We start from the raw sequence: 24,521 nt of genomic DNA, 5'->3' as shown, positions 1-24,521 counted from the left end.
ACTTTGGAGCTAGACTCCAATGTCAAAGTATCCGAGCGCGTCGCCGATGGCTTCTTCTTCATAGCCGAGGTGACTGAGAAGCACGCGCTCGAGGGCGCGATAGACTTCCACCGCATCGTCGAACTTTGGGCGCGAGGGCGCGTCGGCAAGCGCGATCAGCGTGTCGATCAGCCGTTCGAGCAGCTGATGCACGACCACGTGTTCGGCCTCAAGCCGGTCGGCAATGGCCTTGAAGGCCGGGCTTTGCGCGCGAATGGAGGGAAACAGCGCCTGGTCTTCGATCGAATGATGGCCGTGGACAAACTGGCAATATTGCCCGCAGAGCGTGCCGAAGCGGCGGTAATTGGTGACCATGACGAGGTCGGCGGTCTCGGCCTTGACCTCTTCCGCACTGGCCTTGCCCTCGGCGGCCCGTTCGATCAGGCGGCCAAGCGTCACCATGTTGTCGCGCAGATGATCGTGGATCATCTTGAGGTGCTGACCAGGCAGCTTCTGCCTTTCGGTGATACCGGGCAGGGCGGGGATCGGCGGACGCGTGGCGTCGTCGAAGAACTGAATGTCTTTGAGCAGCATGGGCGGTAGATGGGTTGGGGGCGTGCGAGGATCAAGAAGGCACATGGGGGTGACCTTCTTGCCGCCGTGTCGATCAGCCCAGCATCTTGCCCGGGTTGAGGATGCCCTTGGGATCGAGGGCGGTTTTGATGGCGCGCATCATTTCAAGCGCGATCGGGTCCTTGACCTGGCGCAGGAGGTCGACCTTGAGCTGGCCGATGCCGTGTTCGGCGGAAACGGAGCCCCCAAGGCGCAGGACGACCTCGTAGATCGCTTCGTGCACCTTGTCTTCGTAATCGGCCATGAAGCTCTTGGGATCGGCGCCGACGGGCTGGCTGAAGTTGAAGTGAATGTTGCCGTCGCCGAGATGGCCGAAGGGCACAGCGCGGATACCGGGGGCGACGCGTTCGGCCGCGGCAATGCCTTCGGTGATGAGTTGCGGCACGGCGTGGATCGGCACGGAAACGTCGTGCTTGATCGAGGCGCCTTCGCGCGACTGCACTTCGCTCATCTGTTCGCGGAAGGCCCACATGCGGGTGCGGTCGGCGAGGGACTCGGCAAAGACGGCATTGTCGAGGAGGCCTTCGCCGAAGGCCGCTTCGACGGCGCGGATAAGCGTGTCTGAGGCGCCTTTGGAGAGGCGCGAGACCTCGACCAGCGCATACCAGGGGGAGGGGCCGGGCGTGGGGTCGCGATCGAGCATGCCGTGCTTGAGCTGGAGGTCTAGGCCAAGCTGGGGCACGATTTCATAGGCGCTGAGGCGGCGGCGGGCGCGGGAGCGCAGCAGATCGAAAAAGGCGAGGGCGCAATCGAGATCGCGGAGGCTGACGATGGCGGTTTCGTAGTCCTCGGGCTTGGGGAAGACCTTGAGCGTTGCCGCGGTGATGATCCCGAGCGTGCCTTCGGCGCCGACCAGCAGGTTTTTAAGGTCGTAGCCGGTATTGTCTTTCTTAAGTGAATTGAGGCCCTGGTACAGCCGCCCGTCGGCGAGCACCGCCTCGATGCCCATGGTGAGGTCGCGGGCATTGCCATAGGCGAGGACGTTGACGCCGCCGGCATTGGTGGAAAGAACGCCGCCGATGCGGGCCGAGCCCTGCGAGGCGAGCCAGAGCGGCAGGATCACGCCCTCGGCTTCGGCCGCATCATGGGCCTTGGAGAGGATGACGCCCGACTCGACGGTCATAGTGCCCGATGCGGTGTCAATGCCGCGGATCTTATCGAGGCGGGCGAGGCTGAGGATGACCTCGTCGCCACGGCGGGGCACCTGGCCGCCGACGAGACCGGTATTGCCGCCCTGCGGAATGATCCCGACATCGTTGGTATTGGCCCAGCGCAGCACGGCCTGCACCTCGGCTACCGAGCCGGGGGTGACGATGGCGGCGGCGCCCGTGGTGAAGCGCTTGCGTGGTTCGCTGAGATAGGTGGTCATGCGGCTTGGCTCGCCGATGACGGCATTGGCGCCGACGAGGCTCGAAAGCTGGGTGACGATCTCGGCGGCGGAAAGGGTCATGGGAAAACCAGAGTTTGGCTGCCTCTTACGGGGCGGCGAACTTGCCCGACAGGCCCGCCATATGCCACAACCGGCGAAACGACTCCAGCAACGGATAAGAAGAATGGCCACTGGATTGATGCAAGGCAAGCGCGGGCTGATCATGGGCCTCGCCAACAATCGTTCGATCGCCTGGGGCATTGCCAAGCAATTGCGCGAGCAGGGCGCCGAGCTGGCCTTCTCCTATCAGGGCGAAGCGCTGAAGCGCCGCGTCGAACCGCTGGCGGCCGAAGTCGGCTCCGACTTCCTGGTCGAATGCGACGTGTCCGACGAAGCGGCGATGGATGAAACCTTCCGCCAGATCAAGGACAAGTGGGGCTCGCTCGATTTCGTAGTCCACGCCATCGGCTTCTCCAACAAGGACGAGCTCGAAGGCCGCTACCTCGACACCAGCCGCGACAACTTCGCGCTGACCATGGATATCTCCGTTTATTCCTTCACCGCCGTCGCCAAGCGCGCCGAGCCGCTGATGAACGAAGGCGGGGCGCTCCTGACGCTGACCTATTATGGCGCCGTCAAATACGTGCCGAACTACAATGTCATGGGCGTCGCCAAGGCCGCGCTCGAAGCGTCGGTGCGCTATCTCGCCGTCGACCTCGGCAAGAAGGGCATCCGCGTCAACGCCATCTCCGCCGGCGCCATCAAGACGCTGGCCGCGTCGGGCATTTCCGGCCTGCGTGACATGCTCCATTGGCAGGAAGCCAATTCGGCCATGCGCAAGAATGTCGATATCGACGATGTCGGCGGCGCCGCCACTTACCTGCTCTCGCCCTTAGCGGGCGGGGTGACCGGCGAAATCCACTATGTCGACGCCGGCTTCAACGTCGTCGGCATGAAGCTGCTCGACAACACCGGCGACGCCTCCGAATAAGGTTTTAGAGCATATGACTGCCATCGAGTGGCCGGACTTCTATTTCGCCCGGCACGGCGAGACCGACTGGAACCGCGAACAGCGCTACCAGGGCAGCCGCGACATTCCGCTCAACCGCACCGGGCAGCTGCAAGCCGATGCGAACGGCGTGCTGCTGCGCGATCTGCTGGAGCGCGATGGCGTCGATCCCCGCTCGCTGAACTGGTTTGCGTCGCCTCTGAGCCGCGCAAGCGAAACCATGGATCGCATGCGGGCCGCCTTCGATGTCGAACTGCCGCCGGTGATCCATGACAAGCGGCTGATCGAGATTTCGTTCGGCGCGCTCGAAGGCAAGCTCCATTCCGAGGTGCATGCGCAGGCTCTGGCACCGGGTCAGCGCGACGAGAGCTATTGGGGTTTTCGCCCGGATGGCGGCGAGAATTACGAGGATGTGTCAGAGCGCCTGATCGACTTTGCGCGCGTCCTCACCCTCCACTCCGTGGTTGTCGCGCATGGCGGCGTGTTGCGCGTCTTGCGGCACCTGGTGGAAGGCGCGCCGCGCGGCGACGTCCTCAACTGGCCGCCGCCGCAGGGCGTGATCGCGCATTTCACCCGCGGCCGCATGACGCTGCACTCGGCGACCAATACTTGGGACGAGCTACTTTAGAGAACTGGTGGTGCCACGAGGTCGGGCACCTAATTCGTGCCACGACCTCGTGCTTCGACGGGCTCAGGATGAGGTCTACTCGGTAGCTTGCAGATGCTCGGGCAGCGCGATCGTCTCGAACTCGGTTGCGAGCTGCTCAAGTGCGGTCCGCATCTGCGGCCCAGCCGCGGGACGCCCATGGCCGGTGATCACGAGATCCGGCTGCAGAGCGGCGAGCGTTCGCACCGACAGGGCTGCCGCCTGCCAGTTGGGCGTGAAATAGCGCGGGGGACCGTGCATTTCGAGCGTCTGCCGCGCCACTTCATAGGCCGATTCCTGGCCGGTGGTGATGAAGGCATCGCCCACGATCATGCAGCGCGTTCGCTCGTTCCAGAAGGACACATGGCCCGGCGTGTGACCCGGCGTGTGCACCCACTTCCAATCCGACACATAGGGCAGGCTGTGGTCCAGCGGCAGTTCGCGCAGGCGCGCGGAAACGTCGATCGGCGTGCGCGGAAAGAGCGGCGCAAGCTTTGGCATGATGCCGCCATCGGCCTTGGTGTCCGGGGGCGGGTATGAGGCCTTGCCGGTAAGATAAGGCGCCTCGAGGGCATGGGCGTAGATCGGTACGTCCCAATAGTCGCTGAGCTCTTCCAAGGCGCCGACATGATCGAAGTGCCCATGCGTCATGAAGATAGCAGCGGGTGGTGCATGCTTGCCGAAGCGCGCTTCCGCAGCGCTGCGGATGGCGCCGGCTGAGCCGATAATGCCGGCATCGATCAGCACCCAGGCACCGGGGCCGGCATTGCGCACGCCTAGAAAGACGACGTTGACGAGCATGGTGCGCAAGTAGGCAAGGTCGGGGGTGACTTCGTGCGCTGCTCCGCCACCTTCGTGGCTCGATGCCAGAGCGCTGTCCGGCAGGGCGATTTGGACGGTCATGGCGTTCCTCCTGCTGCGGCTAATGGAATTGGCCTAGTCAGGTTGCGCCGCCTGCCAAACATCAATGTGAGGGAACATTGACCCCGATTGGCGGGCCCCCTAAAACCGCCGCATAACTGGGGCCGCGCCATGTCTTTCAATACGTTCGGGCATCTTTTCCGCTTCACCACCTGGGGCGAAAGTCATGGGCCCGCGCTGGGCGTCGTCGTCGATGGTTGCCCGCCGGGCCTCCTGCTGACGCCCGAAATGATCCAGCGCGACCTCGATCGCCGCAAGCCGGGCCAGAGCAGATATACGACGCAGCGCCGCGAGGCCGACGAGGTCAAGATTCTTTCCGGCGTCTTCGAGGACGAGCGCACCGGCGGGCCGCGCACGACGGGTACGCCGATCTCGCTGATGATCGAGAACACCGATCAGCGCTCCAAAGACTATGGCGATATTCGCGACAAGTATCGCCCCGGCCATGCCGACTACACCTATGACCAGAAATACGGCATTCGCGATTATCGCGGCGGCGGCCGCACCTCGGCGCGCGAAACGGCGGCACGCGTGGCGGCGGGGGCTGTGGCGCGGCAGGTGCTGGCCGGCGTGAACATCCGCGCCAGCCTCGTGCAGATGGGGCCGCACAAGATCGACTACAATAATTTCGACTGGGACCAGGTCGACCAGAACCCGATGTTCTGCGCCGACCCGAAGGCGGCCGAGCTTTGGGCCGATTATCTGGATGGTCTGCGCAAAGACGGCAATTCGGTCGGCGCGGTGATCGAGGTGGTGGCGGAAGGGGTGCCGGCAGGCTGGGGCGCACCGATCTATGGCAAGCTCAGCGCCGATTTGGCTTCGGCGATGATGAGCATCAATGCGGTCAAGGGCGTCGAGATTGGCACGGGTTTCGAAGCGGCGAGCCTCACCGGCGTCGAAAATGCCGACCAGATGCGGGCGGGGGGGGAGCGGCCGTATTTCCTCTCCAACCATGCGGGCGGTATTCTGGGCGGGGTGTCCAATGGCGACCCCATCGTTTGCCGCTTTGCGGTCAAGCCGACGAGCTCGATCCTGACCTCGCGGCAGACTGTCACCAGCGCCAACGAGGATACCGATATCATCACCAAGGGACGGCATGATCCGTGCGTTGGGATCAGGGCCGTGCCGGTTGGCGAGGCGATGATGGCGCTGGTTTTGGCGGATCATATGCTGCGGCATAGAGGGCAGACGGGGCGCGAGGGTGGGGTGGGGTTCCAGCGGAACTGAGTTCTTCACCTCTCCCTCGGGGGAGAGGTCGGCTTGCGCAGCAAGACGGGTGAGGGGGCCTTTAGAAGCCCCGTAGTGCAGGTAGGCCCCCTCACCCGCCGCTGCGCGTCGACCTCTCCCCCAGAGGGAGAGGTGGGTGCATCACACGAGCTCCAGTCGCGTGCCCAGGAGACCGCGCTTTACCCGCAGACTACCCAGCTCTTCCAAATACTCGACATGCGCGGCGATGGTCATGCGCGCTGCCATCCTGACCTTCGGCGGTTGCGTCGGATAGATCGCCTTGACCACGGCGCCGATGGTTCGGGCGCCGCCCCTTACGGCTTCCACCACTTGCCGGTTTCGCAACTCCCGATGCGCCTTGAGCGCCTGGGCATAGTCCACCCCGTCTTCGATCTCGCCTCCATGTGCGGGCACGTAGCGGCGGTAGGGGAGGGCGATGACTTTGTCCAGGGAGGCAAGGTAATCGGCCATCGAGCCGTCCGGCACCGGAACAAGCGTGGAGTTCCAGCCCATGACATGGTCGCCAGTGAGCAACAAATCGGTGCCGGTGAGGCCGAAGGCGAGGTGATTGGCACAGTGGCCGGGCGTCGTGTGGGCGGTGAGGGTGAGGTCGCCAGCCTTAAAGGTTTCACCGTCGAGCAGCACGCGATCGGGGATCAGATCCCACTCGCAGGACCTGCGGATCGGGTTGATTTCGAATCGGCGCAAGGGTCGCGAGAGGCGATGCTGGCCGCCGAACCAGAGCGGGGCCTTGAGCGCCTTGCTCCACGCCGCGGCGGATGCCGAGTGGTCGCGATGGGTGTGGGTGAGGATCACGGCGGCAACGTCACGTCCGCCGATTGCGGCGAGAAGGGCCGACATGTGCGCAGGGTCCGAGGGCCCCGGATCGAGCAGAGCCAGGCGCTCGTGGCCGAGGAGGAAACTGTTGGTGCCGGTGAAAGTATAGGGCGACGCGTTGGGGGCGGTGATGCGGACGAGGCCTGGCGCGACGGGGACCGGGGTTCCAGTTTGCGGATCGAAGCTCGTGTTGAACTGGAGAGTGCTTGCCATTGCGCCGACGATAACGAGAAAGTATGAACGTGATGAACCGAACCGGCGCCGATGGGAGCCGGAGCATCTTTCGCATGGAAGGTTATGAAATGGCCGTCACTTTGACCACGCCCAACACGCTGCTCGGCGTGTTCCAGCCCAAGGGCGACGCCGCCAAGCTGGCGATCAATGCCGCAACCGTTTTGCTGGGCACGCTGCTCATCACCGCTGCCGCCAAGATCAACGTGCCGGTATGGCCGGTCCCTGTCACGCTGCAGAGCTTTGCCATTGCGGCGATTGCCGCGGCCTTCGGCATGCGCATGGCTGTGGCGACTGTTGCCGCTTATCTTCTTGAAGGCGCGATGGGCCTGCCGGTCTTTGCAGCGGGTGGCGGCGCGGCCTACCTTGTCGGCCCGACCGGTGGCTTCCTCCTCGGCTTCCTCGCCCAGGCCGCCATCACCGGCTATGCCGCCGATCGCGGCGCGCTGGGGCGTCCATTTACTCTGTTCGGCGCCATGCTGGTTGCGACCGCCGTGCTTTACGCCTTCGGCTTTGCCTGGCTCGTGGCCATGGCCGGCCAGGCCGCATGGGTCGACCAGACCAATATCGTCGCCTCCGCCTTCTCCAAAGCCGTGCAGCCATTCCTGGTCTGGGATGCGCTCAAGATGGCGTTCGCCACGCTGACCGTGACCGGTCTCTGGGCTGCGCTGAAGCGCTAAGCTTCGCCTCGCTAACAAACAAAGGCCGGTGGAAACACCGGCCTTTTTCTTTTGCCTATTTGTCGAGCTTGCGCAGGAAGGCGGCGGTTTCGACTTCGTCTTCGTCGAGACCCTCGATCGGCTTCAACCGGCCGGATCGGTGCAGCTCGCCCTTGAGCCAGGTCTCGCCAAGCGCCGGGTGAATATAGGCCGAGCGGCACACTGCTCTCGTATTGCCAAGCCGCGCCGCCACCTGGTCGATGATGGCGTTCATCGCGCGGTTCTGCGCCGTCTTGGTCTCCGGCACCCCGGTATCGGCAAAAAGCCCGAAGGCGCGCACCGTGCCCGCCCAGGTGCGGAAATGCTTGGCCGTAAAGTCGGGGCCGGCAAAGGCGGCAAGGTAGTCGTTGACGTCGCGCGAAGAGATCGTCGAGTAGCCGGTGTCGCATTCGTAGGTGAAAAGGTGCTGGCCCGGAATGTCCTGCAGCGACTTCAGCGTATTGGCAATGCGGCGATCGGCAAGATGGAGGTTCCACTGCTTGCCCGACTTGCCCTTGAACTGGAAGTGCAGCTTGTGGCCGGTGATGTCGACATGCTTGGTGCGCAGGGTCGTTAGGCCAAAGCTCTTGTTCTGCCGGGCATAGGCGGCGTTGCCGACGCGGATCAAGCTATGATCGAGCAGCCAGACCACCGAGGCGACGACGCGTTCGAAGCAGAGGCTGCGGCGGCGGAGGTCGCTCTCGACCTGGGCGCGGAGGCTCGGCAGCACCTTGGCGAAGGCGGGCAGCGTCTCGAACTTGTTGGTCGAGCGCAGCTGCGTCCATTCGGCATGGTAGCGGTACTGCTTGCGGCCTTTTTCATCGCGGCCGGTGGCCTGGATATGCCCGCACTGATCCTTGCAGATCCAGACGTCGGACCAGGCGGGGGGAATGGCGAGGGCCCGGATGCGGGCAAGATCATGCTCTTCGGGCTTGTTGCCGTCTTCATCGACATAGCTCACCCCTTTGCCGCGCTTGACCCGATGCCAGCCGGGGCTGTCGTCGGAGGAAAAGGCAAGGGTTGGGGCAGGACCAATTTCGTCGGCCCGCATACGATCAAACACCTGGTGCGCAAATCTCATGGCATGAGCCTCATTCGGGCGCAGAATGATTGGCGGCGCCAAGCGTTCCTCAACCTCGAAAACGTGACTCGGAACGCGGGCGAACATCCGGCGTTGAGTCGCAAATTCCGCACCCCTGAGGATCGGCCATGCCTGCTTCGCGTCCCATCTGGAAAGGCCAGCTCCGCCTGTCGCTGGTGTCCATCCCCGTCGAGTTGTTCAGCGCTGCCAAAACCGGCGCCAAGCCGAGCTTCAACCAGATCCACGAGCCGACCGGCAAGCGCGTCCACTATGAGAAAGTGGTCGAAGGCGTCGGTCCGGTCGATGCCGACGAGATCATCAAGGGGTTCGAATATGAAAAGGGCGAGTACGTCCTTCTTACCGATGACGAAATCGACGCCGTGCGGCTCGAAACGCGCAAGACCATGGAGCTGACGCAGTTCGTTGGCGCCTGCGAGATCGACCCGATCTATTTCGACAAATCCTATTTCGTCGTGCCAACCGACGAGCTGGCGGAAGACGCTTTCCGCGTCATCCGTGACGCGTTGCGCAACAGCCAAAAAGTGGGGCTGGGCCAGCTCTCGATGCGCGGCAAGGAATACCTTGCGGCCATCAAGCCGAGCGGCACCGGGCTGATGCTCGAGACGCTCCATTATGAAGACGAGATCCGCAAATCGGACAGCTTCTTTTCGACCATTTCGAGCAAAAAGGCCGAGCCTGACCTGCTCGAGGTCGCCACGGCGCTGATCGAGAAAAAGACCGCGCCATTCGATGCCGGGGTCTTCAAGGATCATTACCAGAATGCACTGCACGAGCTGATCGCGCGCAAGGTCAAGTCCAAGGGCAAGAAGATCACGGCGGACAAGGATGACGGTCCGGCGCGCCCGAGCGGGGCCAACGTCGTCGACCTGATGGCAGCGCTCAAGGAAAGCCTCGAAGGCGGCAGCAGCAAGAAGCCGACTCCATCTGCCAAAAAGCCTGCAGCGGCCAATGACGAAGCGCCGCCCGCTCGCCGCAGCACGGCACGCAAGCCGGCGGCCAAGACAGCTGCCGCTAAGACGACGGCTGCCAAGGCGCCTTCGAAGACGGCAGCGAAATCGACCGCCACAACGCGAAAGAAAGCGAGCTAGGCCATGGCTCGAGCATCGGGGGCCGATCTCCTCAAGGAGTATAAGGCCAAGCGCGACTTCGCCAAAACCCAGGAGCCGGCCGGCGCCGAGCCGGTCAGCAAGGAGGGCAGGGGCTCGTTCGTGGTGCAAAAGCACGATGCGACTCGTCTCCACTATGACTTCCGCCTCGAGCTCGATGGTGTGCTGTTAAGCTGGGCGGTGGCAAAGGGGCCATCCAATTTCCCCGGTGACAAGCGGCTGGCCGTCCATGTGGAAGATCACCCGCTCGAATATGGCGGCTTCGAGGGCACCATCCCAGAAGGCGAGTATGGCGGCGGCACGGTGATGCTGTGGGACCGCGGCACCTGGGAGCCGGTGGGCGATCCGCATGAGGGCCTGGAAAAGGGTGACCTCAAATTCCGCCTTTATGGCGAACGGCTCAAGGGCGAGTGGGTGCTGGTCCACATGAAGGGCCGCGACACAAAGCGGAAGTCCGGCCCGCCGCGTGAAAATTGGCTGCTGATCAAGCATAAGGATGCTTACGCGCGCGACAAGGACACGCTGACCACCCGCTTCACCCGCTCGGTCGACACCGGGCGTGATCTCAAACAGATCGCGGCGGGCGCCAAGCCGATCAAGACCAGCAAGGTCAAGGCCGACGCCGTCTGGCATTCCGATGCCGACGAGGCCGAGCAGGCGGACCAGACCACGCGCATTCTGGCCAGTGCCAAAAAGGGCGAGGGGCCCGGCTTCCGCCCGGTGCAGCTCGCAACCCTGGTGGATACCGTGCCGTCCGGCGAGGACTGGCTCTTCGAGATGAAATATGACGGCTACCGGTGCCTCGCCGCGGTGGCTGGCAACAGCGTGCAGCTTTACACCCGCTCTGGGCTCGACTGGACTGACAAGTTTGCGGCTCTCGTTGAGCCGTTGCAGAAGCTTAAGATCGGCTCGGCGCTGATCGACGGAGAAATCTGCGCCTTCGACGACAAGGGCCGCACCGACTTTTCGACGCTGCAGAAGGTGCTGTCCGAAGGCAGACGGCTCGAGTTCTTCGCCTTCGACCTGCTGGAGGCAGATGGTGAAGACGTCACCAAGCTACCGCTGATCGAGCGCAAGGAACGTCTGGAAAAGATGTTGGGCAAATTGGCCAAGGGCTCGCCGATCCAATATTCGTCGCATGTCGCCGGACACGGGCAAAAGGTCCTCGATGCGCTGTGCCGAGATGGCCATGAAGGCGTCATCGCCAAAAGCGCCAAGGCGCCCTATCGCGGCGACCGCACCAAATCCTGGCTCAAAATCAAATGTCTCAAGCGCCAGGAATTCGTCATCGGCGGCTGGTCGCCTTCCACCAAGCGCAAGGGTTTTGCTTCGCTGCTGCTGGGCACCTGGGAAAACGGCAAGCTGCTCTATCGCGGGCGAGTCGGCACGGGCTTCAGCCAGGAGCTCCTGGGGCAAATGGATGAGAAACTGGCCAAGCTGGCGCGCAAGGACAATCCCTTTGAGGCTGTGCCGCGCGAGCGTGCCCGCGGCGTTCACTGGGTCGAGCCGCAGCTCGTGGCCGAGATCGCCTATACCGAACTGACCAGCGAAGACATCCTGCGCCACCCGAGCTTTATTGCCCTGCGCGGCGATAAGGCAGCGGAGGAAGTGCATATGGAAAAGGCGCAGGCTCTCGACGCCTTCGAGCCACCCCAGGGCATCGAGCTCAAGGACGAAGAGGGCGAGGAAGTCGCCGAGCGGCTTGGCGTTCGGCTGACCTCGCCGCATCGCGTCGTCTACCCCGACCAGGGCACGACCAAGGCGCAGCTGGTCGACTATTATTCCGAAGTCGCCGAAGCCATGCTGCCCCACATCGCCAATAGGCCGCTGAGCCTGGTGCGGTGTCCGCAGGGCAGGGCCAAGCACTGCTTCTTCCAGAAGCACGATACCGGCAGCTTCCCCGAGCAGATTTATTCGCAGACCATCACCGAAAAAGACGGCGACAGGCAGAACTACTTCTTCATCAAGGACTTGGCCGGCCTCGTTGCGGGCACGCAGATGAACGTGCTCGAATGGCATATCTGGGGCAGCCATTTCGACGACGTCGACAAGCCAGATCGCCTGGTTTTCGATATCGACCCCGATGAAGGGCTCGACTTCTCCCACATCATCAGCGCCGCAACAGACATTCGCGACCGGCTCGCCGATCTGGGCCTCAAGAGCGTGCCCATGGTGTCGGGCGGCAAGGGTGTGCACGTCATCGTGCCGCTCAAGCCGGAAATGGATTGGGCCGAGGCCAAGACCTTCTGCCGCGACTTTGCAAAGAAGCTCGAAAGTGATGAACCCGATCGGTTCACAGCTAACCTCAGCAAAGCCAAGCGCAAGGGACGGCTGTTCATCGACTATCTGCGCAACGAGCGCGGCTCGACCGCCATCGCGCCCTGGTCGGTACGCTCCCGCGAAGGCGCGCCGGTGGCCGTGCCGGTGACCTGGGACGAGGTGCCAAGGCTCAAGGGCGCCAACATCTTTTCGCTCGAAGCCGCTGCCGAACGGGCGCAGGGCGACAATGCCTGGCCCGACTATTTCAAGCTCAAGCAAAAGCTTACGGCAAAGATGCTGAAGGCGGTGTCGGGGTGATCCCGGTTGATCAACTCCTGCGTTGCACAAACGCGCAACAATCGGCTCCGACTGTCGTTCTTGTGAGCATGTCTCTTTACGTGCGAGTGCAGAAGAAAAACATCCGTCCAACCTGTTGAAACCGCCTGCTGGCGGGGGCATCTTCCCGCCAGAAGCGCCGGCCCTCAGCGATGATCCGGCTCCTGGAGAATTGAAAATGAAACTTTCGAAAGTGCTTTTTGCCGTCGGTTTGATGGCCCTCTCGACTCCCGCATTCGCTCAGACCGCGCTTGAACAGGTTCAGTCCGCCGGCGCCCTGCGCATCGGCACCGAAGGCACCTATGCGCCCTTCACCTTCCATGATGCCAGCGGTGAACTGGTCGGCTTCGACGTCGAGATCGGCCGTGCTATCGCCGAACAGCTGGGCGTCGAAGCCCAGTTCGTCGAAGGGCCATGGGACGGCTTGATCGCCGGCATCGACGCCAACCGCTATGACGTCGTCATCAACCAGGTCGGCATCAATGAAGAGCGCCAAGCCAAGTACGATTTCTCCGAGCCCTATATCGCCTCCAAGGCTGCGCTCGTGGTCAAGGACGACAATACCGACATCACGAGCTTTGAATCGCTGTCCGGCAAGACCTCGGCCCAGTCGCTGACCTCCAACTTCGGCAAGCTCGCCCAGAGCTATGGTGCCGAACTCGTCGGCACCGAAGGCTTCGACCAGTCGATCGCCCTGGTGATCCAGGGCCGCGCCGACGCCACAATCAACGACAGCCTCTCCTTTTTCGACTTCAAGACGCAGCAGCCCGATGCGCCGGTCAAGGTCGTGGCCACGGCCGAGGACGCCGACTATTCGGGCGTTATCCTTGCCAAGAACAAGCCGGAACTCCTGGCGGCGATCAACGAAGCGCTGGAAGCCATCAAGGCCGACGGCACCTATGCCGAGATCTCCGAAAAGTACTTCGGCGAGAACGTGTCGCAGTAAGCGGCTTAACCGGATAACATCCTTGGGGATCGGCTGAGAATCGGCCGGTCCCTTTTTTCGTGGAAAGTGCCCATGCCGCATTGGCTGTCCCTGATGCTCGACTCGCTGCCCTCGCTCTTGTGGGCTGGCGTGTTGTTCACCGTGCCGCTGACCTTGCTGAGCTTCGTGTTCGGTTTGACGGTCGGCTTCTTTGCGGCGGTGCTCCGCCTTTTCGCCCCGGCGCCGATCGCCTGGATCGTTCGTTTCTATGTCTGGATCATCCGCGGCACGCCGCTTCTGGTGCAGCTCTTTTTGATCTTTTACGGCTTGCCCAGCGTCGGCGTCACGCTTGATGCTTTCCCCGCCGCGCTGATCGGCTTCACCCTCAATGTCGGCGCCTATACGTCCGAAATCATCCGGGCCGTTTTGCTCGCCGTACCCAAGGGCCAGTGGGAGGCGGCATTTTCGATCGGCATGACCTGGTCGCAAGCCATGCGCCGCACCATCCTGCCGCAGGCCACCCGCATCGCCGTGCCGCCGCTCTCCAACACCTTCATTTCGCTCGTGAAGGACACTTCGCTTGCCGCCGCCATCACGGTGCCGGAGCTCTTCCGTGCGGGGCAGCGCATCGTTGCCACGAGCTATGAGCCGCTGATCCTTTATGTCGAGGTGGCGCTGATTTACCTGGTGCTGAGCTCCGTCCTGTCGAGCCTGCAGGGGCGCCTCGAAAAACGCCTGTCCCGCTACGGCGGCAGCATCGAGGCCGCGTCATGATCCGGCTGGACAAGATCGAGAAGAGTTTCGGCGCCAACCATGTGCTGAGGGGCGTCAGCATCGAGGTGCCGGAGGGCGGCGTCACCGCGCTGATCGGGGCTTCGGGCAGCGGCAAGAGCACGCTGTTGCGCTGCGTCAACCTGCTCGAAACACCGCAATCGGGCGATGTGCGCATCGACGATGCCCATGTGCATCTTTCACCCGGCAGCAAGCCGCGGCAGGACGCGGTGCTGGCGCTGCGCCGCAAGACTGGCATGGTGTTCCAGAACTTCCAGCTTTTTCCGCACCAGACGGCGCTGGAGAACGTCATGGAAGGCCTCGTGACGGTCCTTGGATGGGATCGCGAGCGGGCTCGGGGCAGGGCGCTCGAACTGCTCGACAAGGTCGGCATGCGCGAAAAGGCCGATGCCTGGCCCTCGAGCCTTTCCGGCGGCCAGCAGCAACGCGTGGCCATCGCGCGGGCGCTGGCGCCGGCGCCAAAGGTGCTGCTCTGCGACGAGCCGACTTCGGCGCTCGATCCACAACTCGCAATCGAAGTGGTGGAGGTTCTGGCCCAGCTCGCCCGCGAAGGCACGACCATGCTGATGGCCACGCACGACCTGCGTCTTGCCGCGACCATCGCCACCAACGTGGTGTTTTTGGAAGGCGGCCACGTGGTCGAGTCCGGGCCGGCAAGCGAAGTGTTTCGCACGCCGCGGGACGAGCGCACCAAGCGCTTTGTTGCCACGCTCACTGCGCAGCCCAGCCTCTGATCCTCGCGACCTATACCTTGGCCCCGTGCCGCGTCCGGCAAGAGGGGAGTTGACTCATCACGCGGCAACGCGCGCTATGGCGGTCCCTGCTAAGCGGCAGGGACTGAGAAACTTGCCCCGGCTCTGCGCCGGGGTCTTTTCGAGACGCGCTCAGAACGACCAGCGAATGCCGATCGCTGTTGCGTTGGCTCCATCGCGCATATTGCCAAGAGTCTTCCACCCGCCGGAGCGGTGGTGGAGACGCCAGAACACTTCAGTGTTCGATGCGCCGGGCAAGGATAGGCTGATCTCCGGGCCCAAGTAGTAGAGAAGGGTGCTGTTGCCGCCTTCGTCCCGTTCGCGCTGTGCCTCGATGCCGATCGTGTCGGTGGTGACCGACAGGCCCAGGGTCAGACTGGCCGAAACGGCGAATTGGTCGGTTTGGATGAAGCGATCGGCCCGCGCCACGGCGCCACCCCAAAGCTCGGCCGATGACTGGTTGCCAGTGCGAAAGGCCGCACCGGCTTCGGCACCGAGCTTGAAGCCCCCGTCCTCTCCCCAGAAGAAGCTTTGATAGCCCACCCCGCCCACGAAATTGTTTTCGTACGTAGTGGTGAACGGGTTCAGCGCGAACTCGAAGTAGTCGCTGCTGTAGCGCCCGCCAAAGAAAAAGACGCTTTGATCCGGCGCTTCCTGAGCAAGCGACTGCGGCACCGCAGTCACGAAAGCTGCGGCAAGAGTCGAAAAGATAAGGCTGGTTCTGGTGTCTAGGCGCATCAGCGGGCTCCGAAGCAGTGTTCGGTAACACACGCCGACTGACGCAAAGCTTACGGCTCACGTAAGCTAAATATAATAATAAAATCAGATAGTTAGGGGAAACAATCGCCGGGCAGCGCGTTCTTTCCATCACACAATCTGGAGGCGAGAATGCCAATCGAGCGAGAAACCATTATCGAACGCCCGGCCCCCTCGGAAACCACCGTGGTGAGCGGTGGCAGCCCATTCGGCATCATCGGCGTGATCATCGCCGTGATCGTCGCCGTGCTTCTTATCATGTGGGTCGTGAACGGCGGCATCACCAGCAACGGCGATGCGGTCAATGTCGATCTGCCGGCTGTCACCGTCACCGACTGATCCCAAGAACACCAGACAGGGTAGCGCCTCCGGCATAGCCGAACGCCTTCACCAGGAGACCATCATGAACAAGCTTCTGACTTTCACCGCTGTTGCCGCACTGGCATCCACCGCTCTTGTGGGCTCGGCTTTTGCCCAGAGCGCCTCGGCTACGGCCACTGCCGATCTCAACATCCGTTCCGGCCCGGGCCCGCAATATTCCTCGATCGGCTTCATCGCCGTGGGCGATTCCGCCGATGTGGACGGTTGCCTTCAGGGCAGCAAGTGGTGCCGCGTCGAGTATAACGGTGTCAGCGGCTGGGCCTATTCCGACTACCTCACTGCCGACCTTTCCGGCGAGGTGGTGGTCTTGACCGAACGCTACCCCGATGTTGGCCTCGCCACCGTGACCTATGATGAGAGCGGCGCTGCTGCGGGCGGCGCAGCCGGTGCTGCCACCGGGGCGGTCGTGGGTGCCCTGGTCGGCGGGCCGATCGGCGCTGTCGTCGGCGGCGCTATCGGTGCTGGCACGGGCGCCACCACGGGCGCCGTGATCGATCCGCCTGAAGTGGCCCGCACCTATGTCACAGCCAACCCGATCGACCCCGTTTACCTCGACGGGGAAGTGGTGATCGGCGCCGGTGTGCCCGACAACGTGACGCTCCAGGCCATTCCCGATTATCAATACCAGTACGTCTACATCAACGGTCAGCCGGTTCTTGTCGACCCAGGCACCCGCCAGATCGTCTACGTCCTTCGCTAGAGCGCAAAGTCCAGCCGGTCATTTCGATCGGCTGGACTTTTCTTACTTGTAGATCAGCCAGTGGGTGAAGGTCGCCATGATGACCAGGGCGCCCACGATGAAAAAGCCCAGCATGATGAGTTGCGGATCAAAGGCGCGGTTGGGCCAGAGCCGCCGGGCAAGGCGAAAGGCGCCGTAACCGGCAAACGTCCAGAGCGCGAGGTCGACGGCAAAGGCGAATAGCATGAAATCCATTCGCCCCAAGAACACTGGCGCGCCAGATTGTTCAACTCTCCCGCTTCACGCCGATTAATACCCGCTTGAGCTAACCTCCAAAGGGGCCAGTTCGAACACTTGTGCCTGGATCAAATTGGCCAGGGGATTGTGAACAGTGGGACTGGCGGCATAGGCTGGGCCGATCTCCAGGGGACCATCGGCGAGCGGGAACACCGAGACGGTGCCCCCAGCCTCCTTGACGATAAGCAGGCCGGCAACGCAATCCCAGGAATGCAGTTGGCGCTCGAAATAGCCGACAAGGCGCCCGGCCGCGACATAGGCGAGGGTGAGAGCGGCGGATCCCAGGCGAATATAGGCGCCACCAAGATCGTGCAGGCGTTCGATCATGCCGGCGATCTGTGCCCCCGGCACCTCCACCACAGCGCTGATCGCCGTCAGCCCCTGCTGCAGCGTGGAGCTTTGGTCGACCGTGATCGGAGCTCCATTCATGGTAGCGCCTTGCCCCAGTACGGCGACAAAGAGCTCGTCTGCGGACGGATCATAGATCAATCCGGCGACGGGGCGATTCTTCTCAATCAAGGCGAGCACCACGCACCAGGTCCGAAGGCCGTGAAGAAAGGGCGAAGTGCCATCGATCGGATCGATCAGCCAGGTGAAACCGGAAGTGCCCTTCTGGACGCCGTGCTCTTCGCCGACGAGCCCGTCCTCGGGGAAACTGGTGATCAGGGCTTCCCGGATCAGCGTCTCGACCTGCCGGTCGGCCTCGCTGACTATGTCCTGCTGACCCGATTTGGTCTCGACGGCAAGGCTCCGATAGCGCCGGAAGTAGGCCAGGGCGAGCTGGCCGGCATCGCGGATAATTCGGGTTGCCACCGTGGCACGTTCCGCCACGGCGCTGGATGTGGTCTCGGTCATGAAGGGCTTTTCTTGGCGTCAGAGGCCGGCGCGGATAGAGAGGGCGAGGTCAGCCTGATCGGTGAGGATGTAGCTGATCGGCTGGCGCAGCCAGTAATCGAGCCGCGGCATTCCATTGACGGTCCAGGCGCCGACGGTGAGGCCTGCAGCCGTGATCGTCTCGATCGCTTCCGCGTCGAGCTCGTGAAAGAAATAGCCGATATCGGCGACGCCATCGTCGGCTAGGCGCTTGACGAGGGTTGATAGGTCTCGTTCGGACCCAAAGCTCTTGGAAAAGGAGAGACTGGTCTCGTATCCGGCCTTGGCAAATGGCTGGATCGAGGCGAGCTGGAAGCACATGATGGTGACGCGGTCCTTGAGCGAGCGGCTTTCGACGGCCTCCATGATCGCTTCCGTCAGTCCGGCATATTCGACCGGGCCCTTCTTGATCTCGATGCGGGTGTGGATCGATTGGCCAACGGCGTCGAGCACCTGGGCGAGCGTGGGAATGGTCTCGTCCATGCCGCGCAGCTTAATCTGCTGCAGTTCGGCCAGGGTGTGAGAAGCGATCGCGCCATGGCCGAGACTGGTCTGCTCCAGCATGGCGTCATGCATGACCACGAGCTGGCCATCCGAACTCATATGCACGTCGAGCTCGATCTGCTCCACGCCACTTCCTGCCGCAGCAATAAACGAGGAGAGCGCATTCTCGGGACGATCGGTCGCGCTGCCGCGGTGAGCAACGATTTGGGGAGGGGTCATGGTCAATTTCCTTTGGAAAGGCTGGGATCGGTATAGTCGCGCAGCCAGTCCCCGAGGACGCTGACGGCAAAGGTGAGGATGAAAATGGTGATGCCGGGCATGGTAGCGATCCACCAGGCGGTGACCACCGAGTCTCGTCCCAGCCCCACCATATTGCCAAGGCTGGCATTGGGCGGCTGGATGCCGAGACCGAGAAAGCTGAGGCTCGATTCGAGCAGGATCACTTCGGGGAGCGATATCGTCCAGTTGACGATGACCACCGGCAACACATTGCGCAGCACATGGCTGAGGGCGATGCGGCGCTCGGACGCTCCGATCCGGCGAAGCGCTGCGACATAGCCCTTCTCGTATTCCGCCATGGCGACTGCCCGCACGAGGCGGGTGTATCGCTCCAAGCCGTAAAGGCCGAGAAGGCAGACGAACAGCACCATGTTTTTGCCGAAAAAGGCCAGAACCGAGAGCGCAAGGATCATGAAGGGCAGGGCGGCATTGACGTCGACGGCAACGCGAATGGCACCATCGGCAAAGCCGCGGCGGCGGGCGGACAGGAGCCCGAGGCCAACGCCGATCACCAGGCTCACCATGCTGGCGATCAGCGCCACCGACAGGCTGGTGCGCACCGAACTCATGGTGCGGCTGAGCACATCGCGGCCCAGATCGTCGGTGCCCATGGGGTGTGCCCAGGTGCCGCCGAAGCCAACCGGCGGCGCATTGCGCGCGACCAGGTCGATGCCCGCGAAATCATAGGGCGCTAGCCATGGCGCACCAATGGCGACCACGATGTAGAGGGCGATCACGGCCATGGCGAGGACGACCGGCCAGCCTTGCCGGGCGATCCAGCCGGGGCGGCTGCGGACGGGAAGGGCAGGGGGCGCAAGAATGGTCATGACTCAAGCCTCCCGGCGGTTGCGCAGGCGTGGATCGACGACGGTGTAAAGGATGTCGGCGAGGAGGTTCGCGGTGACCATTGTCACCGAAACCAGGATCACGATGGCCTGGACAGTCGCCAGATCCCGCTTGGTCACGGCGGTGACAAGGAAGCGGCCGATGCCGGGCCAGGCAAAGACCGATTCAACGATTGCGGCGCCACCGATCATGCCGCCGAGCAGAAAGCCCACCAGCGTCAGCAAGGGCAGGGAAGCGTTGGGCATGACGTGAAAGGCGAACAGATACCAGCGCGGCAAGGGCTTGATGGAAGCAACTCGGATGTAGTTCTGCCCCAGGACTTCGAGCGCGCTGGAGCGAACGAAGCGCGCGATGACGCCGGCGGCGGACAGGCCGATGACCAGCGATGGCATGATCAGATGCAGCGGCGAACTGCCGCCGCCGCTCGGCAACCAGCCCAGTTGCACCGCAAACAGCAGCACGGCGAAGATGCAGAGCAAAAATCCTGGCATGGCATGCACGAGCACCGCGCCACCCATCACCGCCCGATCCACGATGCCGCCGCGAAAGAAAGCGGCAAGAATGCCCATGCTGATGCCCAGGACCAAGGCGAGGCTCATCCCCGTCAACATCAGCAGCATGGTGGCCGGAGCTTTTTCCATGACAACGGCAAGGGCGGGGCGGCCATCGGCATTGGAGCGCCCGAAATCGCCTTGCAGGAGCTTGGCGACGTAGTTGCCGTATTGGACATGGAGCGGCTGATCCAATCCCCACTCGATGCGGGTGGCCTCTATCTGCTCGGGACTGGCCTCGAGCGGCAGGATCATGGTCATCGGATCACCAGCGACGCGCAGGATGACGAAGACGAAGGTCACGGTGAGAATAATAGCGAGGAGGCCGCGGGCCAGATTGGCGAAAAGGGTGCGGATCACAATGCGGACTCCAGAAGCCGGGCAGGCTTTGCGACGGTTACGCGCCCCGGCACGGCGGCGAAAAGTGTTCGGCTATACTCGTGGCGCGGGTTGGCCAGAACGGTTTCGGCAGCGCCCTGCTCGACGATACGGCCCGCCTGCATGACTGCGATGGCGTGGGACATGTGGCCGACGACCCGGATGTCGTGGCTGATGAACACCATGGTGAGGTTCATCTGCTCTTGCAGATCGAGCAGGAGGTTGAGCACCTGTGCCTGCACCGAGACATCGAGGGCGGAAACGGGCTCGTCGCAAACAAGCATGCGCGGCTTGAGGATCAGTGCGCGGGCGATCGAGACGCGCTGGCGTTGTCCGCCCGAAAGCTGATGGGGCAGGCGAGCGTAGTTGATTTCCGAAAGACCGACCTGCACCAGCATGGCAAGGGCGCGATCCCGCCGCTCGCCAGCCGAGCTGCCCTCGTCATGCACATCAAGCGTTTCCACCAGTTGCGGGCCGATCGCCTGACGCGGGTCCATGGAGCCGAAGGGGTCTTGCGCCACCATCTGGAGCTCTCTCGCCAAAGCCTTGCGCCCCCGCCCCAGGCGCTGGGCAAGCGGCCTGCCGAAGAGGTCGATCGTGCCCGCCTGCGGCACGCGATCGCCCATGATGAGGCTGGCAAGCGTTGACTTGCCGCACCCGCTTTCACCGATAAGGCCAAGCGTCGTGCCGGAGGCGACCGTGATGGAAACCTCTTCCACGCCGCCCGAGCGGGCGATGGAGCGGCGCCAGGGCAAAAGGCTCTTGGCTTGACGATGGAGGTAACGGACGCCGTCGAGGCGGAGGGCCGGAGCACTCATGCGGCTTCTCCTTGATCGAGAAAGCTCGAACGCATCTCGTCGGTGATGACCCCCAGCCGGGAGCGGGCTGGTTGATGGCCGGGAATGGCTGCAAGCAGTGCCTTGGTATAGGCGTGTCGTGGGGCGACGACGATGTCGCTGGCGGACTGGGTTTCGAGCAGATGCCCGCCGAACATTACAGCGACGCGGTCGCAGAGCTGGGCCACAAGGTCGAGGTCGTGCGAGATGAAGATGATGGAGAGGCCCGTTTCGCGCACGAGATTGCGCAGCAGCTTGCAGATCTGCGCCTGAATGGTCACGTCCAACGCCGTGGTCGGCTCGTCGGCCACGAGGAGGCGGTGCTGGCCGGCCAGGGCCATGGCAATCATGACGCGCTGGTTCATGCCGCCGCTCATTTGGTGCGGATAGGAGCGAAGCCTTGCTTCGGGTTCGCGGATGCCGACGCGATCCAGCAAGGCGGCTGCTTCCGCCTGGGCAGCGCGGCGATCCATGCCGCGCCCGAAACGCAGCACTTCGGTGATCTGCGAGCCCACGGTGCGCACGGGATTAAGGCTTGCCGCCGGGTCCTGAAAGATCATGCCGATCGAGGGGCGCTGATCGACGCTGAGGCGCGGCAGGTCCGCAATAGCATGGACTTGGCCATCGAACCGCATGGTGCCGCTCACCTGGCTGCCATGACCCAGAAGACCCACGAGCGACAGGCATGTGACACTCTTGCCCGACCCGCTTTCGCCGACGATGCCCAGGATTTCGCCCTTGCCTAGGGAAAAGGACACGTCCTCGACGGCCCAATGGAAGCCGTTGCGCGAAGGAAAGGCGATGGACAGGTTTTCGAGCGCGAGCAGGGGCATGATGACCTCGTCAAAGCGCTCCGGCAGCGAACCGCCGGAGCCAAGTTTCAGGGATAGGATCAGTTGAACTTCAGGCGGTCGGGACCGAGGTCCATGTAGAGGAACACGTAGGGGTTCCAGTCGACCTCATCGGAGATGCCGTAAAAGACAGCGTTCTGGTGCAGGGTCAGCACGCCCGGATCGGTCCACTCGTTGATGTCGAGCATGGCGCGGAAGGCGTCGCGGCGATCTTCGAGCGCGGTGGAGCGCTCGAGCTTTTCGCCCAGGGCGTAGAACTCGTCATTGCTCCAGATGCCCAGAGAAGCCTGGACGCTTGCCGGGCCGTGCTGGCTCCACAGCGAGAACAGCGGATCGGGAAGAAGTGCGGAGTTGGACCAGTTGCCGAAGGCGCGGCCATCCTCTCGGGTGAAGTTGTCGACGCCCACTTCAAGCACGACATTGAGCCCCACTGCCTGCCACATAGCGACCAGGGCCTGGCTCGTGGCAAGTTCGGCGGTGTAGTAATTGTTGTTGCTGCGGAAGCTGATTTCGGTGCCGTCATAGCCCGCTTCGGCCAGCAATTGCTTGGCCTTTTCCGGGTTATATTCGTAGGCCGGGAAGTCCTCGAGATACATGTCGCCGAAGAAATCATACTGCAGGCCATTGGGCACCTGCGTGCGTCCGCCCCAGATGGTGTCGACGATCAGTTGGCGATCGATGGCGACGCTGATGGCCTGGCGCACCAGCGGATTTTCAAGAACCGGATTGGTCTTGTCGAAGAAGATGATGCGGTTGTTGTTGACCGGGCCGCCGACCACCGAAACGCCGTCACCGGCCTCCACGGCATCGAGTTGGTCTGGTGGCAGATCGGTCGCGATGTCGTAATCGCCGGCCAAAAGCCCGGCGACGCGCGAGGATACTTCCGGCACAACCGTGAAGATCACCTTTTCCGCATTCGGCTTGCCGCCCCAATACTGGTCATGGGCGACGAACACCGTTTCATCATTGGGCGTGATGTGGTCGACCTTGAAGGGACCTGCACCCACCGGCTTGATGCGCCAGGCATCGTAGCTTTCCGCTTCGAGATAGGCCTGCTTGGAGATGATCTGCGATGTCCAGGCGGTGAGGCGCTGCAGGAAGATGGGATCTTCGTAAGTCGTGGTGAAGCGGACGGTATACTTGTCGACCGCCTCGACGCCCTCAAGGCTCACCCAATAGCGGCGCACCATCGGCTTGCCGGGGGCTTCCTCGCCGGTTAGGCGTTCGGGGCCGAAGGAGAAGACGACATCTTCGGAGGTCATCTCGCGGCCGTCGTGGAAGATCACGCCTTCGCGCAGTTTCACTTCAAGCGTCGTCGGGTCGATCCATTCCCAGCTGGTCGCCAGGTGCGGCTGCAGCGACATGTCGCCGGCATAATTGAACTGGATCAGCGTATCGTGGATCGAATAGTTGGAGCGATAGCCGACATTGCTTTCGGCATCGATGACCTCGGCGGTCGGCGGATTGGACTGCACCGCAATGCGCAATGTGGGGCGATCCTGGGCAAGCGTTGCGCCAGCCATAAGGGCGACAACAGCCACCCCAGCGGCAAGGCCGCCAAGTGATTTGAGAATGGTCATGATGGTTTAGCTAGTCCTTGCTGGGGAGGAGGTTGAGATTGCGCTTCTGGCGATAAACCAGACGCACGCCTACCTGCCGGGCCGCCGCCTGGACGCTTGGCGGGGGTGGCAGATCGGTGACCAGAATGTCCACCGAGTCTAGGGAGCCGCCACGCACCGGGGCGGAGCGGCCGAACTTGGAGGTATCGGCAACGACGACGCGCTGCCGGCAATTGCCCAGGATCGCCTGGCGGATCGCCACTTCCTCGGCGCTGAAATCGTAGAAGTCGCCGTTCTCATCGATGCCACCGACCCCGGTGATGCCGAAATCGACGCGGTACTGCGAAAAAAAGCCGATCGGCTCGATGCCGACGAAATCACGGTCCAGCGGACGCATCTGGCCGCCGCTCACATGCACGCGGATATTGGGCTTGCCGCTGAGCGCGAAGGCGACATTGAGATTGTTGGTGGCGACCATCAGCCGCTCGCGCCGGGCCAGCGCGACGGCGATCTGTTCGGGCGTCGTGCCGATGCCCAGTGACACCGACACATCCTGGTCTACGGGAACGAGCTCGGCAACAAGCTCGGCAATGTCCCGTTTTGCGATGGCATTGAGCATGCTGCGCTTGGCATAGGCGAGATTTTCCGTGCCGGGAAAATCCATGGCCTTGATGCCTTTGTGCAGGCGCCGCGCCAGGCCCAAATCACACAGAACCGCCGCGTCCCGCCGGATGGTCTGCGTCGTGACGGTAAACCGGTTAGCCAGGTCGCTGATCGGCAGATAGCGTTCTTCCCGCAGAAGGTCGGCTATGGCGATCTGGCGAAGGGTGAGTGTCTCATCGGTCATGCAGCCCAAGTAAGGGCCTCATGTGAAAGCTCAATGACAGTTCGCTGATGTTCAGATGAACA

The 24,521-nt window shown here is 63.0% G+C and carries 26 protein-coding genes; 11 read left to right on the top strand and 15 right to left on the bottom strand.

The genetic code is table 11. The annotated features are described in order from the left end of the window. Positions 1-9 precede the first annotated feature (9 nt). Together JI748_RS09880 and JI748_RS09875 are read right to left on the bottom strand one after the other, a co-directional pair. Positions 10-573 carry a hemerythrin domain-containing protein gene (locus JI748_RS09880; protein WP_210338803.1) on the bottom strand — a complete coding sequence of 188 codons (564 nt, stop codon included), beginning with the start codon at positions 571-573 and terminating at the stop codon, positions 10-12. Between the two features lie 73 nt (positions 574-646). Further along, complete coding sequence (locus JI748_RS09875) at positions 647-2,062, bottom strand: FAD-binding oxidoreductase (RefSeq protein ID WP_201629997.1); 1,416 nt, start codon at positions 2,060-2,062, stop codon at positions 647-649. 103 nt (positions 2,063-2,165) lie between these two features. Between JI748_RS09875 and JI748_RS09870 the strand changes: the two genes are divergently transcribed. Both JI748_RS09870 and JI748_RS09865 read left to right on the top strand, forming a co-directional pair. Beyond that, positions 2,166-2,972, top strand: a complete 807-nt coding sequence (locus tag JI748_RS09870; RefSeq protein WP_164533672.1) for an enoyl-ACP reductase FabI — start codon at positions 2,166-2,168, stop codon at positions 2,970-2,972. Positions 2,973-2,985: 13 nt separating this feature from the next. Further along, positions 2,986-3,618 (top strand): histidine phosphatase family protein, encoded by a 633-nt coding sequence (locus JI748_RS09865; protein ID WP_201629995.1) that lies wholly within the window; start codon positions 2,986-2,988, stop codon positions 3,616-3,618. A gap of 75 nt (positions 3,619-3,693) precedes the next feature. Here JI748_RS09865 and JI748_RS09860 read toward each other — a convergent pair whose 3' ends face one another. Continuing rightward, positions 3,694-4,539: an MBL fold metallo-hydrolase gene (locus JI748_RS09860; RefSeq protein WP_201629993.1), complete on the bottom strand. Its 846-nt coding sequence runs from the start codon at positions 4,537-4,539 to the stop codon at positions 3,694-3,696. Positions 4,540-4,668: 129 nt separating this feature from the next. Here JI748_RS09860 and aroC point away from each other — a divergent pair, with 129 nt between their 5' ends. Further along, the gene (gene aroC / locus JI748_RS09855; RefSeq protein WP_201629991.1) at positions 4,669-5,784 is read left to right on the top strand and encodes a chorismate synthase; all 1,116 of its coding nucleotides are present in this window, start codon (positions 4,669-4,671) and stop codon (positions 5,782-5,784) included. Positions 5,785-5,925: 141 nt separating this feature from the next. Here the strand turns inward: aroC and JI748_RS09850 are convergent, their stop codons facing one another. Next, a complete protein-coding gene (locus tag JI748_RS09850) occupies positions 5,926-6,834 on the bottom strand; it encodes an MBL fold metallo-hydrolase (protein WP_201629984.1) in 909 nt (302 codons plus the stop codon). Positions 6,835-6,923: 89 nt separating this feature from the next. On the opposite strand from JI748_RS09850, the gene JI748_RS09845 reads away from it, so the two are divergent. Continuing rightward, positions 6,924-7,532: a biotin transporter BioY gene (locus JI748_RS09845; protein ID WP_201629983.1), complete on the top strand. Its 609-nt coding sequence runs from the start codon at positions 6,924-6,926 to the stop codon at positions 7,530-7,532. Between the two features lie 55 nt (positions 7,533-7,587). Here JI748_RS09845 and JI748_RS09840 read toward each other — a convergent pair whose 3' ends face one another. Beyond that, the gene (locus JI748_RS09840; protein WP_233280485.1) at positions 7,588-8,631 is read right to left on the bottom strand and encodes a DNA topoisomerase IB; all 1,044 of its coding nucleotides are present in this window, start codon (positions 8,629-8,631) and stop codon (positions 7,588-7,590) included. 128 nt (positions 8,632-8,759) lie between these two features. On the opposite strand from JI748_RS09840, the gene ku reads away from it, so the two are divergent. The 5 genes from ku (at position 8,760) to JI748_RS09815 (ending at position 14,804) form a co-directional block, all read left to right on the top strand. Continuing rightward, positions 8,760-9,740 carry a non-homologous end joining protein Ku gene (ku, locus tag JI748_RS09835; RefSeq protein WP_201629982.1) on the top strand — a complete coding sequence of 327 codons (981 nt, stop codon included), beginning with the start codon at positions 8,760-8,762 and terminating at the stop codon, positions 9,738-9,740. Positions 9,741-9,743: 3 nt separating this feature from the next. After that, positions 9,744-12,335, top strand: coding sequence for a DNA ligase D (ligD, locus tag JI748_RS09830; protein ID WP_201629976.1), 2,592 nt, complete (start codon positions 9,744-9,746; stop codon positions 12,333-12,335). A 196-nt stretch (positions 12,336-12,531) separates the two neighbouring features. Continuing rightward, positions 12,532-13,299 carry an amino acid ABC transporter substrate-binding protein gene (locus JI748_RS09825; RefSeq protein ID WP_201629974.1) on the top strand — a complete coding sequence of 256 codons (768 nt, stop codon included), beginning with the start codon at positions 12,532-12,534 and terminating at the stop codon, positions 13,297-13,299. Positions 13,300-13,371: 72 nt separating this feature from the next. Further along, entirely contained in the window at positions 13,372-14,052 is a 681-nt protein-coding gene (locus JI748_RS09820) for an amino acid ABC transporter permease (RefSeq protein WP_201629972.1), read from the top strand. Continuing rightward, the gene (locus tag JI748_RS09815) at positions 14,049-14,804 is read left to right on the top strand and encodes an amino acid ABC transporter ATP-binding protein (RefSeq protein ID WP_201629970.1); all 756 of its coding nucleotides are present in this window, start codon (positions 14,049-14,051) and stop codon (positions 14,802-14,804) included. The genes JI748_RS09820 and JI748_RS09815 overlap by 4 nt, the downstream gene beginning before the upstream one ends. Positions 14,805-14,954: 150 nt before the next feature. Here JI748_RS09815 and JI748_RS09810 read toward each other — a convergent pair whose 3' ends face one another. Then, entirely contained in the window at positions 14,955-15,560 is a 606-nt protein-coding gene (locus JI748_RS09810) for a hypothetical protein (protein WP_201629969.1), read from the bottom strand. Positions 15,561-15,710: 150 nt separating this feature from the next. Between JI748_RS09810 and JI748_RS09805 the strand changes: the two genes are divergently transcribed. Together JI748_RS09805 and JI748_RS09800 are read left to right on the top strand one after the other, a co-directional pair. Next, complete coding sequence (locus JI748_RS09805; protein ID WP_201629968.1) at positions 15,711-15,917, top strand: hypothetical protein; 207 nt, start codon at positions 15,711-15,713, stop codon at positions 15,915-15,917. A gap of 64 nt (positions 15,918-15,981) precedes the next feature. Further along, entirely contained in the window at positions 15,982-16,659 is a 678-nt protein-coding gene (locus JI748_RS09800) for a DUF1236 domain-containing protein (protein WP_201629967.1), read from the top strand. A 42-nt stretch (positions 16,660-16,701) separates the two neighbouring features. Here the strand turns inward: JI748_RS09800 and JI748_RS09795 are convergent, their stop codons facing one another. The 9 genes from JI748_RS09795 to JI748_RS09755 are packed head-to-tail and all read right to left on the bottom strand — an operon-like array spanning position 16,702 to position 24,459. Beyond that, positions 16,702-16,893 (bottom strand): hypothetical protein, encoded by a 192-nt coding sequence (locus tag JI748_RS09795; RefSeq protein ID WP_201629966.1) that lies wholly within the window; start codon positions 16,891-16,893, stop codon positions 16,702-16,704. Between the two features lie 54 nt (positions 16,894-16,947). After that, entirely contained in the window at positions 16,948-17,790 is an 843-nt protein-coding gene (locus JI748_RS09790; protein WP_201629965.1) for an inositol monophosphatase family protein, read from the bottom strand. Between the two features lie 18 nt (positions 17,791-17,808). Beyond that, positions 17,809-18,531 (bottom strand): glycerophosphodiester phosphodiesterase, encoded by a 723-nt coding sequence (locus JI748_RS09785; RefSeq protein WP_201629963.1) that lies wholly within the window; start codon positions 18,529-18,531, stop codon positions 17,809-17,811. A 2-nt stretch (positions 18,532-18,533) separates the two neighbouring features. Next, positions 18,534-19,418: an ABC transporter permease gene (locus JI748_RS09780; protein WP_201629961.1), complete on the bottom strand. Its 885-nt coding sequence runs from the start codon at positions 19,416-19,418 to the stop codon at positions 18,534-18,536. Between the two features lie 3 nt (positions 19,419-19,421). Then, entirely contained in the window at positions 19,422-20,348 is a 927-nt protein-coding gene (locus JI748_RS09775; RefSeq protein WP_233280484.1) for an ABC transporter permease, read from the bottom strand. Further along, entirely contained in the window at positions 20,345-21,184 is an 840-nt protein-coding gene (locus JI748_RS09770; protein ID WP_201629960.1) for an ATP-binding cassette domain-containing protein, read from the bottom strand. Before JI748_RS09770 ends, JI748_RS09775 begins: the two co-directional genes overlap by 4 nt. Further along, complete coding sequence (locus tag JI748_RS09765) at positions 21,181-22,035, bottom strand: ABC transporter ATP-binding protein (RefSeq protein ID WP_201629959.1); 855 nt, start codon at positions 22,033-22,035, stop codon at positions 21,181-21,183. The genes JI748_RS09770 and JI748_RS09765 overlap by 4 nt, the downstream gene beginning before the upstream one ends. Positions 22,036-22,094: 59 nt before the next feature. Then, on the bottom strand, positions 22,095-23,633 hold the full coding sequence (locus JI748_RS09760) for an ABC transporter substrate-binding protein (protein ID WP_201629958.1): 1,539 nt from the start codon (positions 23,631-23,633) through the stop codon (positions 22,095-22,097). A gap of 10 nt (positions 23,634-23,643) precedes the next feature. Further along, entirely contained in the window at positions 23,644-24,459 is an 816-nt protein-coding gene (locus tag JI748_RS09755) for a DeoR/GlpR family DNA-binding transcription regulator (RefSeq protein ID WP_201629957.1), read from the bottom strand. Positions 24,460-24,521 lie beyond the last annotated feature (62 nt).

The sequence above is a fragment of the Devosia rhizoryzae genome (assembly GCF_016698665.1).
GTDB classification, from domain to species: Bacteria; Pseudomonadota; Alphaproteobacteria; order Rhizobiales; family Devosiaceae; genus Devosia; species Devosia rhizoryzae.
This window is presented reverse-complemented; position numbering and strand designations above follow the sequence as displayed.

Bases quoted from the DNA above. Each gene is read 5' to 3' on its own strand.
- JI748_RS09880 (WP_210338803.1), bottom strand. From the start codon at position 573: ATGCTGCTCAAAGACATTCAGTTCTTCGACGACGCCACGCGTCCGCCG.
- JI748_RS09875 (WP_201629997.1), bottom strand. From the start codon at position 2,062: ATGACCCTTTCCGCCGCCGAGATCGTCACCCAGCTTTCGAGCCTCGTC.
- JI748_RS09870 (WP_164533672.1), top strand. From the start codon at position 2,166: ATGGCCACTGGATTGATGCAAGGCAAGCGCGGGCTGATCATGGGCCTC.
- JI748_RS09865 (WP_201629995.1), top strand. From the start codon at position 2,986: ATGACTGCCATCGAGTGGCCGGACTTCTATTTCGCCCGGCACGGCGAG.
- JI748_RS09860 (WP_201629993.1), bottom strand. From the start codon at position 4,539: ATGACCGTCCAAATCGCCCTGCCGGACAGCGCTCTGGCATCGAGCCAC.
- aroC (WP_201629991.1), top strand. From the start codon at position 4,669: ATGTCTTTCAATACGTTCGGGCATCTTTTCCGCTTCACCACCTGGGGC.
- JI748_RS09850 (WP_201629984.1), bottom strand. From the start codon at position 6,834: ATGGCAAGCACTCTCCAGTTCAACACGAGCTTCGATCCGCAAACTGGA.
- JI748_RS09845 (WP_201629983.1), top strand. From the start codon at position 6,924: ATGGCCGTCACTTTGACCACGCCCAACACGCTGCTCGGCGTGTTCCAG.
- JI748_RS09840 (WP_233280485.1), bottom strand. From the start codon at position 8,631: ATGAGATTTGCGCACCAGGTGTTTGATCGTATGCGGGCCGACGAAATT.
- ku (WP_201629982.1), top strand. From the start codon at position 8,760: ATGCCTGCTTCGCGTCCCATCTGGAAAGGCCAGCTCCGCCTGTCGCTG.
- ligD (WP_201629976.1), top strand. From the start codon at position 9,744: ATGGCTCGAGCATCGGGGGCCGATCTCCTCAAGGAGTATAAGGCCAAG.
- JI748_RS09825 (WP_201629974.1), top strand. From the start codon at position 12,532: ATGAAACTTTCGAAAGTGCTTTTTGCCGTCGGTTTGATGGCCCTCTCG.
- JI748_RS09820 (WP_201629972.1), top strand. From the start codon at position 13,372: ATGCCGCATTGGCTGTCCCTGATGCTCGACTCGCTGCCCTCGCTCTTG.
- JI748_RS09815 (WP_201629970.1), top strand. From the start codon at position 14,049: ATGATCCGGCTGGACAAGATCGAGAAGAGTTTCGGCGCCAACCATGTG.
- JI748_RS09810 (WP_201629969.1), bottom strand. From the start codon at position 15,560: ATGCGCCTAGACACCAGAACCAGCCTTATCTTTTCGACTCTTGCCGCA.
- JI748_RS09805 (WP_201629968.1), top strand. From the start codon at position 15,711: ATGCCAATCGAGCGAGAAACCATTATCGAACGCCCGGCCCCCTCGGAA.
- JI748_RS09800 (WP_201629967.1), top strand. From the start codon at position 15,982: ATGAACAAGCTTCTGACTTTCACCGCTGTTGCCGCACTGGCATCCACC.
- JI748_RS09795 (WP_201629966.1), bottom strand. From the start codon at position 16,893: ATGGATTTCATGCTATTCGCCTTTGCCGTCGACCTCGCGCTCTGGACG.
- JI748_RS09790 (WP_201629965.1), bottom strand. From the start codon at position 17,790: ATGACCGAGACCACATCCAGCGCCGTGGCGGAACGTGCCACGGTGGCA.
- JI748_RS09785 (WP_201629963.1), bottom strand. From the start codon at position 18,531: ATGACCCCTCCCCAAATCGTTGCTCACCGCGGCAGCGCGACCGATCGT.
- JI748_RS09780 (WP_201629961.1), bottom strand. From the start codon at position 19,418: ATGACCATTCTTGCGCCCCCTGCCCTTCCCGTCCGCAGCCGCCCCGGC.
- JI748_RS09770 (WP_201629960.1), bottom strand. From the start codon at position 21,184: ATGAGTGCTCCGGCCCTCCGCCTCGACGGCGTCCGTTACCTCCATCGT.
- JI748_RS09765 (WP_201629959.1), bottom strand. From the start codon at position 22,035: ATGCCCCTGCTCGCGCTCGAAAACCTGTCCATCGCCTTTCCTTCGCGC.
- JI748_RS09760 (WP_201629958.1), bottom strand. From the start codon at position 23,633: ATGACCATTCTCAAATCACTTGGCGGCCTTGCCGCTGGGGTGGCTGTT.
- JI748_RS09755 (WP_201629957.1), bottom strand. From the start codon at position 24,459: ATGACCGATGAGACACTCACCCTTCGCCAGATCGCCATAGCCGACCTT.